Annotated in this window: 15 protein-coding genes; 7 read left to right on the top strand and 8 right to left on the bottom strand. The window is 60.5% G+C overall.

Annotation, left to right across the window (positions count from 1 at the left end):
* Positions 1-45: 45 nt before the first annotated feature.
* The 4 genes from KQ933_RS02920 to KQ933_RS02905 form a co-directional block, all read right to left on the bottom strand.
* Positions 46-1,044, bottom strand: coding sequence for an NAD(P)H-quinone oxidoreductase (locus KQ933_RS02920; RefSeq protein WP_216757308.1), 999 nt, complete (start codon positions 1,042-1,044; stop codon positions 46-48).
* Between the two features lie 78 nt (positions 1,045-1,122).
* Positions 1,123-2,928 (bottom strand): EAL domain-containing protein, encoded by a 1,806-nt coding sequence (locus tag KQ933_RS02915; RefSeq protein ID WP_253958264.1) that lies wholly within the window; start codon positions 2,926-2,928, stop codon positions 1,123-1,125.
* Positions 2,929-3,081: 153 nt separating this feature from the next.
* Positions 3,082-3,324, bottom strand: a complete 243-nt coding sequence (locus tag KQ933_RS02910; RefSeq protein WP_216757306.1) for an amino acid ABC transporter — start codon at positions 3,322-3,324, stop codon at positions 3,082-3,084.
* 214 nt (positions 3,325-3,538) lie between these two features.
* On the bottom strand, positions 3,539-4,087 hold the full coding sequence (locus tag KQ933_RS02905) for an HdeD family acid-resistance protein (RefSeq protein WP_216757305.1): 549 nt from the start codon (positions 4,085-4,087) through the stop codon (positions 3,539-3,541).
* A 138-nt stretch (positions 4,088-4,225) separates the two neighbouring features.
* Here KQ933_RS02905 and betI point away from each other — a divergent pair, with 138 nt between their 5' ends.
* The 3 genes from betI to betA are packed head-to-tail and all read left to right on the top strand — an operon-like array spanning position 4,226 to position 8,016.
* The gene (gene betI, locus KQ933_RS02900) at positions 4,226-4,813 is read left to right on the top strand and encodes a transcriptional regulator BetI (protein ID WP_216757304.1); all 588 of its coding nucleotides are present in this window, start codon (positions 4,226-4,228) and stop codon (positions 4,811-4,813) included.
* Between the two features lie 34 nt (positions 4,814-4,847).
* On the top strand, positions 4,848-6,311 hold the full coding sequence (gene betB / locus KQ933_RS02895; RefSeq protein ID WP_216757303.1) for a betaine-aldehyde dehydrogenase: 1,464 nt from the start codon (positions 4,848-4,850) through the stop codon (positions 6,309-6,311).
* Between the two features lie 52 nt (positions 6,312-6,363).
* Complete coding sequence (betA, locus tag KQ933_RS02890) at positions 6,364-8,016, top strand: choline dehydrogenase (RefSeq protein WP_216757302.1); 1,653 nt, start codon at positions 6,364-6,366, stop codon at positions 8,014-8,016.
* Between the two features lie 98 nt (positions 8,017-8,114).
* Here betA and KQ933_RS02885 read toward each other — a convergent pair whose 3' ends face one another.
* The 3 genes from KQ933_RS02885 to KQ933_RS02875 all read right to left on the bottom strand — a co-directional run bounded on the left by KQ933_RS02885 (position 8,115) and on the right by KQ933_RS02875 (position 9,529).
* Positions 8,115-8,585, bottom strand: a complete 471-nt coding sequence (locus tag KQ933_RS02885) for a DUF6644 family protein (RefSeq protein ID WP_216757301.1) — start codon at positions 8,583-8,585, stop codon at positions 8,115-8,117.
* Between the two features lie 9 nt (positions 8,586-8,594).
* Positions 8,595-8,981: a DUF6152 family protein gene (locus KQ933_RS02880; protein WP_216757300.1), complete on the bottom strand. Its 387-nt coding sequence runs from the start codon at positions 8,979-8,981 to the stop codon at positions 8,595-8,597.
* A 101-nt stretch (positions 8,982-9,082) separates the two neighbouring features.
* Positions 9,083-9,529: an Rrf2 family transcriptional regulator gene (locus KQ933_RS02875; protein WP_216757299.1), complete on the bottom strand. Its 447-nt coding sequence runs from the start codon at positions 9,527-9,529 to the stop codon at positions 9,083-9,085.
* 420 nt (positions 9,530-9,949) lie between these two features.
* Between KQ933_RS02875 and KQ933_RS02870 the strand changes: the two genes are divergently transcribed.
* The 3 genes from KQ933_RS02870 to cysN are packed head-to-tail and all read left to right on the top strand — an operon-like array spanning position 9,950 to position 13,150.
* Positions 9,950-10,693, top strand: coding sequence for a phosphoadenylyl-sulfate reductase (locus KQ933_RS02870; protein ID WP_216757298.1), 744 nt, complete (start codon positions 9,950-9,952; stop codon positions 10,691-10,693).
* Positions 10,694-10,710: 17 nt separating this feature from the next.
* Positions 10,711-11,664 (top strand): sulfate adenylyltransferase subunit CysD, encoded by a 954-nt coding sequence (cysD, locus tag KQ933_RS02865; protein ID WP_216757297.1) that lies wholly within the window; start codon positions 10,711-10,713, stop codon positions 11,662-11,664.
* Position 11,665: 1 nt separating this feature from the next.
* Positions 11,666-13,150 carry a sulfate adenylyltransferase subunit CysN gene (cysN, locus tag KQ933_RS02860; protein WP_216757296.1) on the top strand — a complete coding sequence of 495 codons (1,485 nt, stop codon included), beginning with the start codon at positions 11,666-11,668 and terminating at the stop codon, positions 13,148-13,150.
* 40 nt (positions 13,151-13,190) lie between these two features.
* Here the strand turns inward: cysN and KQ933_RS02855 are convergent, their stop codons facing one another.
* Entirely contained in the window at positions 13,191-14,243 is a 1,053-nt protein-coding gene (locus KQ933_RS02855; RefSeq protein WP_216757295.1) for a LacI family DNA-binding transcriptional regulator, read from the bottom strand.
* 521 nt (positions 14,244-14,764) lie between these two features.
* Here KQ933_RS02855 and KQ933_RS02850 point away from each other — a divergent pair.
* Entirely contained in the window at positions 14,765-16,267 is a 1,503-nt protein-coding gene (locus tag KQ933_RS02850) for a DegQ family serine endoprotease (protein ID WP_216757294.1), read from the top strand.
* The last annotated feature ends 2 nt before the right edge of the window (positions 16,268-16,269 follow it).

Genomic DNA, 16,269 nt, shown 5'->3' with positions numbered 1-16,269 from the left:
GATTGTCGGAAAGCCTGATGCGTCGGTTCAAGGACGCACGGCGCTTTAACCGAGCTTCAGCATGATCTTGCCGATGTGGTTGCTGCTCTCCATCAGCCGATGGGCGGCGGCCACGTCTTCGAAGGCGAAGGTCTTGTAGATGACGGGTGCGACCGTACCCGCTTCCAGAAGCGGCCAGACCTCGGAGAGAAGATCGTCGCGGATCGCCCGCTTCTCCTCCGCCGTGCGCGGACGCATGGTCGAGCCGGTCACCGTCAGGCGCTTGACCATGATCGGGGTCAGGTTGACCTTCTCGGCAACCGCACCCTGCAGGAAGGCGATGATCGACAGGCAGCCGTCCTTCGCCAGCGAGGCGATGTTCTTCTCGAAATAGGCCGCGCCGATCATGTCGATGATTATATCGACGCCCTGGCCGGTCTCCTGCCTGATGACGGCGGCAAAATCCTCTTCCCGATAATTGATGGCGCGCTTGGCACCGAGCTTCTCGCAGGCCTCGCATTTCTCCTTCGAACCGGCGGTCGCGTAGACCTCGGCGCCGAAAGCCTTGGCAAGCTGGATTGCAGTTGTGCCGATGCCGCTGGAACCGCCATGGATCAGCACTTTCTCGCCCTCCGTCAGGCCGGCCATCTGAAAGAGATTTGCCCAGACGGTGAAGAAGGTCTCCGGAAGGGCCGCTGCCTTCACCGCATCATAACCCCGAGGGAAAGGCAGCGCCTGGCCGGCGGGCAGAAGGCAATATTCGGCATAAGCACCGCCATTGGCGAGACCGCAGACCTTGTCGCCAAGCGAATAGCCGGTCACGCCGGGGCCGATCGCGACGACTTCACCGGCAAGTTCAAGGCCAAGAACGGGGCTTGCATCCTTCGGCGGCGGATAGCTGCCCTGGCGCTGGGAAATATCCGGGCGGTTGACGCCGACCGCTTCGGTGCGAACGAGGATCTGGCCTTCGCCCGGCACCGGCACCGGCCCGTTTGCAATGACCATCACCTCCGGCCCGCCGAAAGACGGCAGATCGATAAAGCGCATATGCGACGGCAACGACATGACCCGGCTCTCCCTGTTCCGAAGTATTGGAGATAAATCAGGGTCTGGGGCTTGGGAAGGCCGGAAGTGCCAGAGGCGTCAATTCGCCTCGCCTAGCGTATGGAATACGAGACCGTCTTTATTTTCCTTGGCGGCAGACTTTACGAGGGCAATCTCGGCGCTGACGCGATTGATATCGTCGATGACGAGACCTTCGGGCAGTTCGAGGACGCCGATCGAGCAGCGCATCAGCGGGAAGAAGGCTTCCGCGCCGGTGCGATCGTGGCCGCGGATACGACCGGCGGCGCGGTCCTCATCCGAATAGAGATCGAGCACGTCATCGTGGAAATCGCTGATGAGCCGATCGAGGATTTCCGTCAGTTCCTCCTTCGTCCAGCCGACGACGCCGATGAAGAAATCGTCGCCGCCGACATGGCCGAGGAAGTGGCGCTCGGCGAAGAAATAGCGGCGCATCAGCGCGGCGAAGAGCGAGATCGCATGGTCGCCGAGATGGAAGCCGTAAGCATCGTTGAAGGGCTTGAAGTTGTCGAAGTCGCAATAGCAGAAGTGGCGCACTTCATCGCCGTCGCGACCGGAATGGCGCATGAAATCTCTGATAGCGCGGTTGCCCGGCAGGCCGGTCAGCGGGTTCTGGTCCTGTGCCGTCTTCAGCTGCTTCTCGTTGATGACCTTGATCAGCGAGGCGGCGGAAACGACGCCGGCATAACGCATGTTGTCGGTGAGGATCAGGCAGTTGCTGCCTTCCATATTGGCGAAGATCACCATGAGCTGATCAGCATCGCTGTCGAGGCCGACGATCGGCGCACGCTCGACGAAATGCGAGATGGTGCGCTCGTAGTCCTTGTTCTTCAGAAGGTCGCGGCCGAAGGGCTGATAGATATATTCCTTGAGGTGGTGCTCGTGAATGATGCCGCGCGGCTCGCCATTTGCGTTCAGGACCGGGAAATAGGCCTGGCGCGGGTTGCGGCGGAACAGTTCGAAGACCGTATCGATGGCGTCGCTCTCATAGACGGTCGGCAGCATTTCGATCTGCTTGCGAATGAGGATTTCATCGAGCGACTGGCTGTTGCCCTTGTTCCTGCCGAGCTCCTGCAGGTGCGGGAAGGCGGGCACGAGTTCGGAGAGATGCGTCGACGGGCGGGAAATGAACCAACCCTGCACGAGGTCGACGCCATAGTCGCGGCAGACGATGAATTCGGCCTCCGTCTCGATGCCCTCGGCGATCACGCGGGTGCCTAGAACGTGGGCCATGTTGACGATGCTCTTCAGCAGATGCCGCTTGCGCGGGCTGCGATCGATATCGGCGACGAAGTGACGGTCGATCTTCAGGTAATCGACGGAATAGTCGCAGAGCAGCTTCATTTCGCCGTGACCAACGCCGAAATCGTCGATCGCCAGCTTGAAGCCGGCTTTGCGCAGGCGCGAAACGAGATCCGCGAATTCTGGCACGCTGGTATTGTCGAAACGCTCGGAGAATTCGAAGCAAACGGAAGACGGCGGGATATTCGCCGTTTTCAGCTGCAGCAGCAGGTTCTCGACAAGGCGATTGCCCTGCGGGATGAGGCGGACGTCGAGATTGAGGAACAGCGTGGCGGTTGCGAAATTCGAGAGCGTGGAAAATTTGGCAAGGGCGCGGTTGGCGACCATCTGCTCGAGCTGCAGAAGCTGCCCGTGCTCATAGGCTTCATCGAGGATTTCGATCGGCGTTTCGAAGCCGATACGCTCTTGCCCGCGCATGAGGGATTCGTAACCGAAGACGGTGCCTGTACCGGCTTCAACGATCGGCTGAAACGCGTTTTCAACGACAAGTTTGGCAAGGGTGACGATCTGATCGCTGGCGTAACGACGCACGACACCCGGTTCGACGCTGGCAGCCAAAGACATGCCAATCTCCACTGTGACCTTTTCTTTTTCGGTCGGACAATGGAACAGAAGGGTCAACGAACTCTTTCGTCAGTGTGAAACTTTTATGAAACGCGCAGGCTTCCATGCGCGCTCAGCGTTTATTAGATTTTCCATTTGCAATCAATGGCTTATTCAAGCCGAGCGGCGATGTTCCGCTTCATGATCTGCAAACATATCGGCGACGCATCTGCCGCCGCTGGGAGCACTTTCATCGGCCAAGACGTCGCTGTGATCTTCGTGCAGTCTGCGGGCGGCATCCCACAGGCGCAGTGCCTCGCGCACGACCTCGCTGCTCGATGCATATCCGCCTTGATCGACAGCATCGCGGATGCCGGCCGCCTGGAGCGGTGAGATGGAAACGGTGACCATCGGCATGGAATTCTCCTCCCATTCTGTTTCGGCAGAGGCTGCCTACGGGGGTCCATTTTCGGCTTTCCGCGGCGACCTGCGCCAATGCCGAAGTGCCTGAGCACAGGAGACGGCCCTTCTGCGGGGCCGGCCTTCAACCCTCAAATTTTAGTACCCCATCATCTTCTTGTCAAAAAAGAAACGGCCTGATCAGACCATCCGGCTGCTTCTCTCCACAGTTTCAAGACCGGATACCAAGGCCGAAGGCGAGCATTGTCCAGCCCTGAACGATGAGATCGATGGCCAGGAAAAGACCGAGTATCCAGAGGCTGTTGACCGGCCAGCCGAGCGCAATCACGAAGCCCGCAAGAGCGGTGATGAGGCCGCTCGCGACGATCCAGCCCCACCCTTTGAGCGGCCGCATGCGCATGCCGACGAAGAGGCGGAAGACACCGGCAATGAGCAGCGCGATGGCCAGAAACAGGGTCAAGGCAGCCGAGGTGAGGATAGGGTTGATGAAGGCGCAGATGCCGGCGAGCACATAGAGCACGCCGCTCAACGCCCAGAAGAGGACATGATCCCAGCCGCGTACCTGGAAGGCGTGGATGAGATAGATGATGCCGCCCGCCAGCATCAGCATGCCGACATAAAAGACTGAAGCGACGGTCGCCATCAGCAGATTGCTGAGAGCGATGAGACCGCAGATGAGGAGCAGCACGCCGAGACCGACGAACCATACCCATTTCGACCGCAACGGGGATTCGGGCATTCCGTCGTAAATATTGGCCATTGGCGCATCTCCTGATTGCCGGAGATATGCTGCAACAATTTTGCACGGAAAGAGGTGACTCAGATCAATCGGTGAAAGATTTTTATTGATTGATCAGTCAATCAAAAATACGTTCCACCTATTCTCGGAGGATTCAACTTGCCGAAGGTCGGAATGGAATCGGTGCGACGCAAGGCGCTTGTGGATGCGGCGCTGCAGGTGATCGGCGATCACGGCTCGCTGACCGTCACCATGTCCGACATCGCCCGGCGAGCTGGCGTATCGCCTGCCCTTGCCCACCACTATTTTGGCAGCAAGGAACAGTTGCTGATCGAGACCATCCGTTTCCTGCTACGGCAATTGCGCAACGACGCCGTGACGGCGCTGAGGCAAGCGGCAAAGCCGCGCGAACGGATCTCGGCCATCATCCGGGTCAGCTTTCATGCCGATCAGTTCGCGCCGCAAACGATCGCCGCCTGGCTCGCCTTTTATGCCGAGGCGCAGCGATCCGAAGAGACGCGGCGTTTCCTCGTCGTCTATGCGCGGCGCCTGCGCTCCAACCTGCTTGCGCCGCTCAAATCGCTTTGCCCCGCCGATGCCGCAGAACGCATCGCGGAGGGCGCGGCCGCGATGATCGACGGTCTCTATATCCGGCAAAGTCTAAAATCGGCGCCGATCGGCATCGAAGCCTCGATCGCGCTGACGGAAGACTATGTAACGACACAGCTCACCTACATCAGCGCATGAGCAGCAACCGTACGTCAAACCAGGGACCAGCGACATGAAAGCCCAGCCGAAAGCATCGCACTTCATCGACGGGGAATATGTCGAGGATGAAGGCGGCACCATCATCGAGAGCATCTATCCGGCGACCGGGGAAGTGATCGCCCGGCTCCATGCCGCAACGCCTGCCATCGTCGAAAAGGCGATCGCGGCCGCCAAACGCGCGCAGCCGGAATGGGCGGCATTAAGCCCAATGGCACGCGGGCGCATCCTGAAGCGCGCGGCCGAGATCATGCGTGAACGCAATCGAGAACTTTCGGAGCTGGAAACGCTCGATACCGGCAAGCCGATCCAGGAAACCATCGTCGCCGACCCGACCTCGGGCGCCGATGCCTTCGAGTTCTTCGGCGGCGTGGCACCTGCGGGACTGAACGGCTCGCATATCCCGCTCGGCCAGGATTTTGCCTATACGAAGCGCGTGCCGCTCGGTGTCTGCGTCGGCATCGGCGCCTGGAACTACCCGCAGCAGATTGCCTGCTGGAAGGGCGCGCCGGCTCTGGTCGCCGGCAACGCCATGGTTTTCAAACCCTCGGAAACAACACCGCTCGGCGCGCTTGCCATCGCCGAAATCCTGCATGAGGCCGGCCTGCCGAAGGGGCTTTACAATGTCATCCAGGGCGACCGGGACACCGGACCGCTGCTCGTCAATCATCCCGATGTCGCCAAGGTGTCACTGACAGGCTCGGTACCGACCGGGCGTAAGGTGGCGGCTGCTGCCGCAGGCCAGCTCAAGCATGTGACGATGGAGCTCGGCGGCAAGTCGCCGCTGATCGTCTTCGACGATGCCGATCTCGACAGCGCCGTCGGCGGTGCGATGCTCGGCAATTTCTATTCGACGGGCCAGGTCTGCTCCAACGGCACCCGTGTCTTCGTGCAGAAAACCATCAAGAGCGAGTTTCTGAGGCGGCTGAAGGCGCGCACCGAGGCGATCCTGATCGGCGATCCGATGGACGAAGCCAGCCAGCTCGGCCCGATGGTGTCCTGGGCACAGCGCGAGAAGGTGTTGTCCTATATCGAGAAGGGCAAGGCCGAGGGCGCGACACTGGTGACCGGCGGCGGCATTCCGAACCATGTGACGGGAGAAGGCTATTATGTTCAGCCGACCGTCTTTGCCGATGTAACGGATGGGATGACGATCGCGCGTGAGGAAATCTTCGGTCCCGTCATGTGCGTGCTCGATTTCGACGATGAAGCCGAAGTCATCAAGCGCGCCAATACGACGGAATTTGGCCTCTCCGGCGGCGTCTTCACTGCCGATCTGACACGCGCTCACCGCGTCGTCGACCAGCTCGACGCCGGCACGCTCTGGATCAACACATACAATCTCTGCCCGGTCGAAATCCCGTTCGGGGGATCGAAGCAATCGGGCTTCGGGCGCGAAAATTCGCTGGCGGCACTCGAGCACTATAGCGAACTGAAGACGGTTTACGTCGGCATGGGGCCGGTCGCCTCACCCTACTGACCTCATCGGAAATCGACGCGGCAGTTGCACACGACAATCCAAAGGGAACAGCATGCAACAGGCAGATTTCGTCATCGTCGGCTCCGGCTCTGCGGGTTCGGCACTGGCTTACCGGCTTTCGGAAGACGGCAAGAATACCGTCATCGTCATCGAGGCGGGCGGTTCGGATTTCGGGCCGTTCATCCAGATGCCGGCAGCACTTGCCTGGCCGATGAGCATGAAGCGCTATAACTGGGGCTATCTTTCCGAGCCCGAGCCGAATCTCAACAACAGACGCATCACCGCGCCGCGCGGCAAGGTCATCGGCGGCTCGTCCTCCATCAACGGCATGGTCTATGTGCGCGGTCATGCGGAAGACTACAATCGATGGGAAGAGCTCGGCGCGAATGGTTGGGCCTATGCGGATGTGCTGCCCTATTTCAAGCGCATGGAGCATTCGCACGGCGGCGAGGAAGGCTGGCGCGGCACGGACGGGCCGCTGCATGTGCAGCGCGGTGTGATGAAGAACCCGCTGTTTCATGCCTTCATCGACGCCGGAAAACAGGCGGGCTTCGAAACGACCGAGGATTATAATGGCTCGAAGCAGGAAGGCTTCGGGCTGATGGAACAGACCATCCATCACGGCCGGCGCTGGTCGGCGGCGAACGCCTATCTGAAGCCGGCGCTGAAGCGGCCGAACGTTGAGCTCGTCCGGGGCTTTGCGCGTAGGATCATCATCGAGAACGGCCGCGCGACGGGCGTGGAGATCGAGCGCGGCGGCGCAACCGAGATCGTCAAGGCCAATCGTGAGGTGATCGTTTCAGCTTCCGCCTTCAACTCACCCAAGCTTTTGATGCTGTCCGGCATCGGTCCTGGCGCGCATCTGCGGGACATGGGCATCGAGGTGAAGGCCGATCGGCCGGGCGTCGGCGCCAATCTGCAGGACCATATGGAATTCTATTTCCAGCAGATCTCGACCAAGCCGGTGTCGCTCTATTCCTGGCTGCCGTGGTTCTGGCAGGGTGTCGCCGGTGCGCAATGGCTGCTTTCCAAGGGCGGGCTCGGCGCCTCCAACCAGTTCGAGGCCTGTGCTTTCCTGCGCTCAGGCCCAGGCTTGAAACAGCCGGATATCCAGTATCACTTCCTGCCGGTCGCCATCAGCTATGACGGCAAGGCGGCCGCCAATACGCACGGCTTCCAGGTGCATGTCGGCTACAATCTCTCGAAATCGCGCGGCAACGTGACGCTACGCTCGACAGATCCAAAGGCCGATCCGGTGCTGCGCTTCAACTATATGAGCCATGCCGAGGATTGGGAGAAATTCCGCCACTGCGTGCGCCTGACGCGCGAGATCTTCGGCCAGAAGGCTTTCGACCATTATCGCGGCCCGGAAATCCAGCCTGGCGAGAATGTGCAGACGGATGACGAGATCGACGCTTTCCTGCGCGAGCATCTGGAGAGCGCCTATCATCCGTGCGGCACCTGCCGTATGGGCGCGAAGGACGACCCGATGGCGGTTGTCGATCCCGATACCAGGGTGATCGGCGTGGGTGGCCTGCGCGTCGCAGACAGCTCGATCTTCCCACATGTCACCTACGGCAATCTGAATGGTCCGTCGATCATGACAGGCGAGAAAGCCGCAGACCATATTCTCGGTAAGCAAAGGCTGGCGCGCTCCAATCAGGAACCGTGGAGCAATCCGCGTGCGGCGGTGAGCGACCGGTAGTCAGCAATAATCTTCTTCGCGCTGATGACGGATGGCAAGGACGACGACCGTCGCCTCCAATGAAAACTGGGCAGCGTGTCGTAAAGCAGGCGACGGGCTTACAGAAAGCCGATCCACCTTCCGGCCACGACGGCTGCGATCCATATCAACGCCGAAAGGGCCGCGGAAAACTGCAACGCGGGACGGACGATGCCGATCGCGATCGCGGTTCGCCACCCCTTACCGGCATGAACGATGAGCACATTGAGGAGACCAAAGGCGATCAGGCCGAGTTTGGCGAGGAAGGCGGTATTTGCAGCATATTCGGCCGGGCGGACACTGAAGAGACAAAAGCCGGTGAGCAAAGCCAAGGCGAGGCCGATGCCTGCCGAGCGGGACAGGAAGGGTGCGATGACCTCCACCGGCACTTTGGCGAAGAAGCCGGCGAGCCTGAGATCAAGCGGGAGAATGGCGCCGACCAGAAGGCCGATCGCCAGGATATGGGCGGCGTTGACGAACATGTAGAGCGTCGCGGAGCGTTTGAGCTCGACCGCGAGTGTGGTGGCAGCCAGCCATTCGAGAAGCTCCATGACGAAGCGTCAGTTCGTCTGGATGCGTTCCGGATAAATGTCGTAGCGCTTTTCACCGATGGTGATGCGCACGGCCTTCAGCCGTTTCTCGTTGCGGTCCCGCGAGCGGTTTCCGAGTGCTGTGACCTGATCGCCGGGCTTTGCGACGCCCTCCACGAAGCCGGAGCGCTCCGTCTGGCGCGGATTGCCGAGCTCGACACGCCAGACGCCGTCATCAACGGTTGCGACATCGAGCGTCGGATGCGGCCCGCCCATGGATATCTGCTGGATGGTGCCGCGGAGCTCGATCTGGTCGGCTTCCGCCCATGACCAGCCGTGATGCGCCGCTGCACCCGTTGCGAATGCGGCCGAGAGCATGGCAGCCGCCAGCACTCGCTGGCCTGAAAGTGCAAACATAATCTTCTCCCTACCCGAATGAACGGGCAGGTGGAGCATGGACGACATATGAGAAGAGCACTCACCGAATCTTGAAGACCGGTGAGTGGGAGGAAAACGGATCAGGCGAGCAGGCGCGTGACCTCGGCACCCTGTTTGGTTCCCACGGCATCGGCGATGGTCGTCGAGAAGAGGACCTTGCGGGTGGCGTCGGCCACCTTGGCGAAGACATGCCGGATTTCGCAGGTCTGCTCGCCGTCGCAGTCATCGCACTTGCGGTAAGCAGTGATCGACAGGCACGGCAGCGGCGCGATGGGGCCGTCGATGATGCGCAGGATCTCGCCGAAGGTGATGCTGCGGGCCGGTTTCAGCAGCAGGTAGCCGCCCTGCTTGCCGCGGCGGCTGACGACGATGCCGTGATGCTTCAGGTCGAGCAGGATCTGCTCCAGAAACTTCTTCGGGATCTTCTGCTGCACGGCAATGTCGGAAATCATGACGGGTTCGTCGGCCGCAGCTTCCGCCAGAACCGTCAGCGCCCGCAGCGCATATTTCGCTTTTTGCGTAATCATCTCGGACCGTCGAACACACACAAAGCGGTGCCGAACCCCGGCATCGCACGAAAGCTATTCGCCTCTATTGCACAGCCAGCATGAACGGAATTTGAACGCGCCGGAAAAAGCCTTGAGAGACAAGTGTTTTGGCCCTGTTATTCACCCTCGGCCAACAGTTGATAAGCTACTTCAAAAAACGGCAATTTTCATCATTATCGCCATCACTTCCGATTTCCAATTGACAGGCGCCGTGTAACACTACTATTTCTATAGATATTAAGATCGAGCGCATTTTTTGACGTTGGCGGCTGCTTTTCTGCATTGCGGCAGGATGGGAGAGATATTTGCTCCGCTAGCCAGTCCTTTCGAAATCCCTTTTTCTGTCCGATCCGTCCTTCAGCTGTAATACTCCGGCCAATATCAAGGACAGGATCCCCCATGACTGTTATCAATCCGATCGAAGAAGCCGAGGCTTTGGCTGACAAGCTTTCGGGCCTCGACCTCGCCGGCCGGCTTTCGTTCGTTGCCGGCCTTGGCGGACGTGTGGTCTTCACCACGTCACTCGGCATCGAAGACCAGGTCATCACTGCGGAAATCGGCACGCATCGCCTGCCGATCGATGTCGTCACGCTGCAGACAGGCCGGCTTTTCAAGGAAACGCTTGATCTGATCGACGAGACGGAGAGCCAGTACGACATCCATATTGCCCGCTACGAACCCGAACAGGCCGACATCGATGCTTACGCGGCGAAATACGGCATGAACGGTTTCTACGAGAGCGTCGAAGCCAGGCATGCCTGTTGTGGCGTGCGCAAGCTGAAGCCGCTTGCGCGGGCGCTGGCAGGCGCAACGATCTGGATCACCGGCCTGCGCCGCGGCCAGTCGGCCAACCGCGCCGAGACGCCCTTTGCGGAATATGACGCTGAGCGCCACCTTCTGAAGGTCAATCCGCTCGCCGATTGGGATATCGACAAGATCAAGGCCTTCGTTGCCGACAACGGCGTGCCGATCAACCCGCTGCATGCCCGCGGCTATCCCTCGATCGGCTGCGAGCCCTGCACCCGCGCCATCAAGCCCGGCGAGCCGGAACGTGCCGGCCGCTGGTGGTGGGAACAGGATGAGAAGCGCGAATGCGGCCTGCATGTCGCCGAAGAAGCGGCTTCGATCGTCGCGCAGCAGTAAGAAGTCTGGAGTACAAAATGCCCGATACCCGTCAGGATACGGAACTGACCAATCCGCAGAGCGCCAAGCCGCCGCTCGACCCGCATCTGAAAGCGCTGGAAAACGAAGCGATCCATATCTTCCGCGAAGTTGCCGCCGAATTCGAGCGTCCCGTGATGCTCTATTCGATTGGCAAGGATTCTTCCGTTCTGCTGCATCTTGCCCGCAAGGCTTTCTATCCCGGCCGCGTGCCCTTCCCGCTGCTGCACGTCAATACGGGCTGGAAGTTTGCGGAGATGATCACCTTCCGGGACGAGATCGTGAAGAAGTACGATCTGGACCTGATCGAGCACATCAATCCACGCGGCACGGCTGAGAACATCACACCGTTTACCTATGGCTCGGCCCGCTACACCGACATCATGAAGACGGAAGCGTTGCGCAACGCGCTGGATGCCGGCCAATATGACGCGGCCTTCGGCGGCGCAAGGCGCGACGAGGAAGCCTCCCGCGCCAAGGAACGCATCTACTCGTTCCGCACGCCGGACCATCGCTGGGATCCACGCAACCAGCGCCCTGAACTTTGGAACATCTATAACGGCCAGATCCGCAAGGGAGAAAGTGTGCGAGTCTTTCCGCTGTCGAACTGGACCGAGGTCGATATCTGGCGCTACATCCAGGCCGAGGATATCCCGATCGTGCCGCTCTATTTCGCCGCCAAGCGCCCCTATGTCGAGCGCGACGGCATGATGATCGCCGCCTCCGACCCGCGTCTGGAGTTGCTGCCCGGCGAAACGAAGCAGGAAGACTTCATCCGCTTCCGCACGCTCGGTTGCTTCCCGCTGACGGGCGCGATCCGTTCCACCGCCACCAGCCTTGAAGAGATCATCGCGGAGCTGGAAATCGCTACGGTTTCCGAGCGCCAGGGCCGCGCCATCGACCGTGACCAGTCCGGTTCCATGGAAAAGAAGAAGCGTGAAGGATATTTCTGAGATGACTGCAGCCGTTCCCGCAAACGTCGTCGCCGTGCCCGCCGCCGAGCCACTCAAGGCCGTGCGCGACTCGCGCCCGTTGCGTCTCATCACCTGCGGCAGCGTCGATGACGGCAAGTCCACGCTGATCGGCCGCCTGCTCTGGGACACCAAGGCCGTCAAGGAAGATCAGGCGGCAACGCTCCGCCGCGATTCCACCGGCAAGCAGAACGATCTTGGCCTTCCCGATTTCGCGCTGCTGCTCGATGGTCTGCAGGCAGAGCGCGAACAGGGCATCACCATCGATGTCGCCTATCGCTATTTCTCGACCGACAAGCGCTCCTTCATCGTCGCCGACACGCCCGGCCACGAGCAGTATACCCGCAACATGGCGACCGGTGCCTCCACCGCCGATCTCGCCGTGCTCTTGGTCGATGCCCGCGCAGGCATCCTCGAGCAGACGCGCCGTCATGCGACGATCGCCTCGCTGCTCGGCATCAAGCAGTTCGTGCTCGCGATCAACAAGATCGACTTGACGAACTATGACCGTGCCGGCTTCGACAAGATCACCCACGAGTTCAAGGAATTTGCGCTGTCGCTCGGCGTCAAGCAGATCACCGCGATCCCGATGTCGGCGCTGAAGGGCGAAAACGTCGTCTATTCCGGCCAGGCAGCGATGCCCTGGTATAACGGTCCGACGCTGGTCGAAACGCTGGAACACGCGACCGTCCGTTCCGGCCAGTCGACCGGCTTCCGCCTTTCCGTACAGCGCGTCTCACGCCCGGGAGAGAGCTTCCGCGGCTATCAGGGCACGGTTGCCGGCGGTTCGGTCAAGCCGGGCGACAGCGTCATGATCCTGCCGTCGGGCATGGTCGCCAATGTCACCAAGATCGTCACCTTCGATTTGGTGCGCAATGCAGCCGTTGCGGGTGATGCGATCACGCTCGTGCTGGACCGTCAGGTGGACGTTGCGCGCGGCGACATGATCGTTTCGATCGACTCACAGCCGCAGACGGGCCTTTCCTTCGATGCGCAGGTTGTTGCCCTGCAGCCTGAGGGTATCGAGGCCGGCAAGCGCTACTGGCTGAAGAGCGGCTCGCGCCGCCAGCGCGTTCAGGTCGAGCCCATCAGCCAGCTGGAGCTCAAGACCGGCACGTGGAATTCCGCCCAGCGGCTCTACATGAACGCCATCGGCAAGGTGCGCCTCGTATTCGACGAAGCCGCCATCTTCGATCCCTATGAGCAGAACCGCGCTACCGGTTCCTTCATCCTGATCGACCCGGAAACCAACAACACAATCGCCGGCGGCATGGTGACCGGCAAGCGCGCCGATGTCAGCGGCCTGCATGGCAATGATGCCCGCGTCATCCTCTCGCTTCCGGCCGATCTTGCCGAGCAGATCATGGCGAGCGAGCTGTTTGCCCAGCGCCGCCACGAGGCGGAAGTGCGCCGCATGACAGCGTCGGAAGCGGCCGAGCTCTGGTCGAGCGCGGCAAGCGACATCTAAGGAAAAGGGGCCGATCGGCCCCTTTTTTTATGTTCTTCGTTTACTGCTGCGGTCCCGGGCGCGTCGAACCGCGCTCGATGATCGAAAAGCCGAGATCGACCCTGTGTTCTTCCAGCGGTTCTTCGCGGATGGCGCGCAGCAGCATGTCGGCGACACGGCGGCCGAGTGCGTGGCGCGGAATATGTACCGTCGTCAGAGACGGCGAGGTGAATTGTGCGAATTCCAGATCGTTGAAGCCGCAGATGCCGAAATCATCGGGCACGCTGATACCGCGTTCGTTGCATTCGATCAGCGCGCCGAGGGCGAGATCATCATTTTGCGCAAGGATCGCATCGAGATCCGGTACCCGCTCCAGCAGCTCGCTGAACAGGCGCCGTCCAAGACCGATGCTGGTGGAACCGTCTTCGCCATGTATCAGCGACGGATTGTCGAGACCGGCCCCGCGCATGGCTTCCTCATACCCCGCACGGCTGCGGCGAGAACGGATATCGCCGAGTCCGCCAATGAAACCGATTCGCTTGTATCCCTTCGACAGAAGGAGACGGGTCGCGGCAGCAGCGGCAACATGGTGCGACATGCCGACGAGCAGCGTTGCCGGCGGTTGGCTGAGGTCGGCGACGTGGGCCACCGGAAATGAGGCCGTATCGATCAACAGCGCGAGCCCGTCATAATATTCCGCATTGATAAGGATAATGCCGGCCGGCTTCTGCGCCAGGAAGGATTTGAACTGGCTGATCTCCTGATCGCCGTCATCGAGCGTATTGGCATATTGCACCCGCAGATCCGTGGCACGCAGCCGCTCCTCGATGCCCATCATGACGCCTGTGAAGCAAGGGTGATGAAGCGACGGCGTGATGACGCCGACGATGCCGCTATGGCGGCCGGCAAGCGCGCGGGCGGCAAGATTGGGGATATAACCCATCTCGTCGACGGTGCGAAGAATGACCTCGCGCAGCTCTTCGGAGACGATTTCAGGGTTGCGAAGCGCACGCGAGATAGTGATCGGACTGACCCCTACCCTCTTTGCAACATCACTCAACTTTACATGGGAACTGCGCTTCTTTTCCCGCCCCGGCTTCACTGAATCCCTCATTGCTTCCCGCACGTCGCCGCCAATCTCGCCCCCGTCGACTCGCAACTCCTTCTTTCTGAAGAAGAAATAATTTAGAATCCACTAACATTTCAAGTTCCCACATCAACCGAAACGCGAAAAATCCCAAATAAGTGCCGCGAGTAGTTCAATTTATTACGCAGCCGAGAGGCCGGGGGATCACAGGAAATGAAATCTGTTTCACTGTTCTGGCACTTCAGACGGAGGCACCAGCAGGGCATTCGCGAAACCGAGGCGATGCCGGGTCAGGCAAGATTAAATTATAGTAATGTCTTACGATACCGTAATATAAACATGATCAATGTTTAATTTGTAAATCCCTCAGAACGGATCATATAGGTATCAAGCACCAATTGTTCCTGACGACAGTAATATCCGATTACAACCAGTGAAATCCAAGTAAAAGTCAGCAATAATTGGCGTAAATACTCCTCGACGCCAAGGTCCATGGCATGGAACCACGACGTCAACTGATGCCAACGCTCTCGCAAGGGACTTCCACCATGTCAAACATTCTTCGCAAGCATCGGGCCGCAGCACTCGTCGGAGCGGCCATCGTTCTCGGCGCGACCTCCCTGCCCTTCGCCATCTCCTCTTACTCGACGGCTCTTGCTGCGCCGGCTGAGACCGGCAGCATGCTGGCCTCCAATGGCTCCTTTGCTTCCATCGTCGATGCCGACAAGCCGGCTGTCGTGACCATCACCACGACGATGAAGGCCACCAATGCCAGCGCCGACAGTTCGCCGATGGACGAGCAGTTTCGTCAGTTCTTCGAACAGCAGGGTATTCCTCTGCCGCATCAGGCGCCGCAGCAGCACGAGTCACAGCATGCCATGGCGCTCGGCTCCGGCTTCATCATCAGCCCCGACGGTGTGATCGTTACCAACAATCACGTCATCGACAATGCGATCGACATCAAGGTCACGCTCGACGACGGCACCGAGCTGCCGGCCAAGCTGCTTGGCGCCGATGCCAAGTCCGACCTCGCGGTTCTGAAGGTCCAGGCTCCGCATCCGCTTGCGACCATCGCCTGGGGCGATTCCGACAAACTGAAGCTCGGCGACCAGATCCTTGCCATCGGCAACCCGTTCGGCATCGGCACGACGGTGACGGCCGGCATCGTCTCGGCCCGCGGCCGCGACCTGCACAGCGGCCCCTATGACGACTTCATCCAGATCGATGCGCCGATCAACCACGGCAATTCCGGCGGCCCGCTGGTCGATCGTGACGGCAATGTCGTCGGCATCAATACCGCCATCTACTCGCCGAACGGCGGCAGCGTTGGCGTCGGCTTCGCCATTCCTTCCTCTGAAGCAAAGACGATCGTCGCCAAGCTGCAGAAGGACGGTTCGATCGATCACGGCTATCTCGGCGTGCAGATCCAGCCGGTCACGCAAGATGTCGCCGATGCAGTCGGTTTCTCCAAGGCTGAAGGCGCGCTGGTTGCAGCCGTTACCAATGGAACGCCTGCTGCCCATGCCGGCATCAAGACGGGTGACATCGTAACCGCCGTCGGCAGCGAAAACGTCAAGACGCCGAAGGACCTGTCGCGCCTCGTTGCCGATCTGTCGCCGGGTGCCAAGGAAACGCTGACCGTCTGGCGTGACGGCAAGACGGTCGATCTCAACGTCACCGTCGGCGGCAATGAAGACACGCAGAAGCAGGCCGCCGTCGAAAGCAGCGACGATCAGGGCCAGGCTGCCGGCCAGCCGAGCCTCGGCATCGGCCTTGCCGATCTGACGCCTGATGTTCGCCAGCAGCTCAACCTGCCCCACGGCGTTGCCGGCGCCGTCGTTGCCAACGTCAACCCGGACAAGTCTGCCGCTGCCGCCGGCATCCAGCCCGGCGACGTGATCGTCTCTGTCAACGACAAGCCGGTGCATGACGCCCGCGACGTCAAGACCGCCGTTGCCGATGCCGGCAAGGCCGGCCGCAAGTCGGTGCTGCTCCTGATCGAACGCGGCGGCAACAAGACCTTCGTGGCCGTGCCCTTCGCCGCCGCTTGAAG

This window comes from Rhizobium sp. WYJ-E13 (genome assembly GCF_018987265.1).
In the GTDB taxonomy this organism is placed as follows: Bacteria; Pseudomonadota; Alphaproteobacteria; order Rhizobiales; family Rhizobiaceae; genus Rhizobium.
The sequence above is the reverse complement of the archived record's forward strand: the minus strand, read 5'-3'. Positions and strand labels throughout refer to the sequence as shown.

Bases quoted from the DNA above. Each gene is read 5' to 3' on its own strand.
- KQ933_RS02905 (WP_216757305.1), bottom strand. From the start codon at position 4,087: ATGGCCAATATTTACGACGGAATGCCCGAATCCCCGTTGCGGTCGAAA.
- betB (WP_216757303.1), top strand. From the start codon at position 4,848: ATGAAAGCCCAGCCGAAAGCATCGCACTTCATCGACGGGGAATATGTC.
- cysN (WP_216757296.1), top strand. From the start codon at position 11,666: ATGACTGCAGCCGTTCCCGCAAACGTCGTCGCCGTGCCCGCCGCCGAG.
- KQ933_RS02870 (WP_216757298.1), top strand. From the start codon at position 9,950: ATGACTGTTATCAATCCGATCGAAGAAGCCGAGGCTTTGGCTGACAAG.
- cysD (WP_216757297.1), top strand. From the start codon at position 10,711: ATGCCCGATACCCGTCAGGATACGGAACTGACCAATCCGCAGAGCGCC.
- KQ933_RS02850 (WP_216757294.1), top strand. From the start codon at position 14,765: ATGTCAAACATTCTTCGCAAGCATCGGGCCGCAGCACTCGTCGGAGCG.
- betA (WP_216757302.1), top strand. From the start codon at position 6,364: ATGCAACAGGCAGATTTCGTCATCGTCGGCTCCGGCTCTGCGGGTTCG.
- KQ933_RS02880 (WP_216757300.1), bottom strand. From the start codon at position 8,981: ATGTTTGCACTTTCAGGCCAGCGAGTGCTGGCGGCTGCCATGCTCTCG.
- KQ933_RS02885 (WP_216757301.1), bottom strand. From the start codon at position 8,585: ATGGAGCTTCTCGAATGGCTGGCTGCCACCACACTCGCGGTCGAGCTC.
- KQ933_RS02855 (WP_216757295.1), bottom strand. From the start codon at position 14,243: ATGAGGGATTCAGTGAAGCCGGGGCGGGAAAAGAAGCGCAGTTCCCAT.
- KQ933_RS02920 (WP_216757308.1), bottom strand. From the start codon at position 1,044: ATGTCGTTGCCGTCGCATATGCGCTTTATCGATCTGCCGTCTTTCGGC.
- KQ933_RS02910 (WP_216757306.1), bottom strand. From the start codon at position 3,324: ATGCCGATGGTCACCGTTTCCATCTCACCGCTCCAGGCGGCCGGCATC.
- KQ933_RS02915 (WP_253958264.1), bottom strand. From the start codon at position 2,928: ATGTCTTTGGCTGCCAGCGTCGAACCGGGTGTCGTGCGTCGTTACGCC.
- KQ933_RS02875 (WP_216757299.1), bottom strand. From the start codon at position 9,529: ATGATTACGCAAAAAGCGAAATATGCGCTGCGGGCGCTGACGGTTCTG.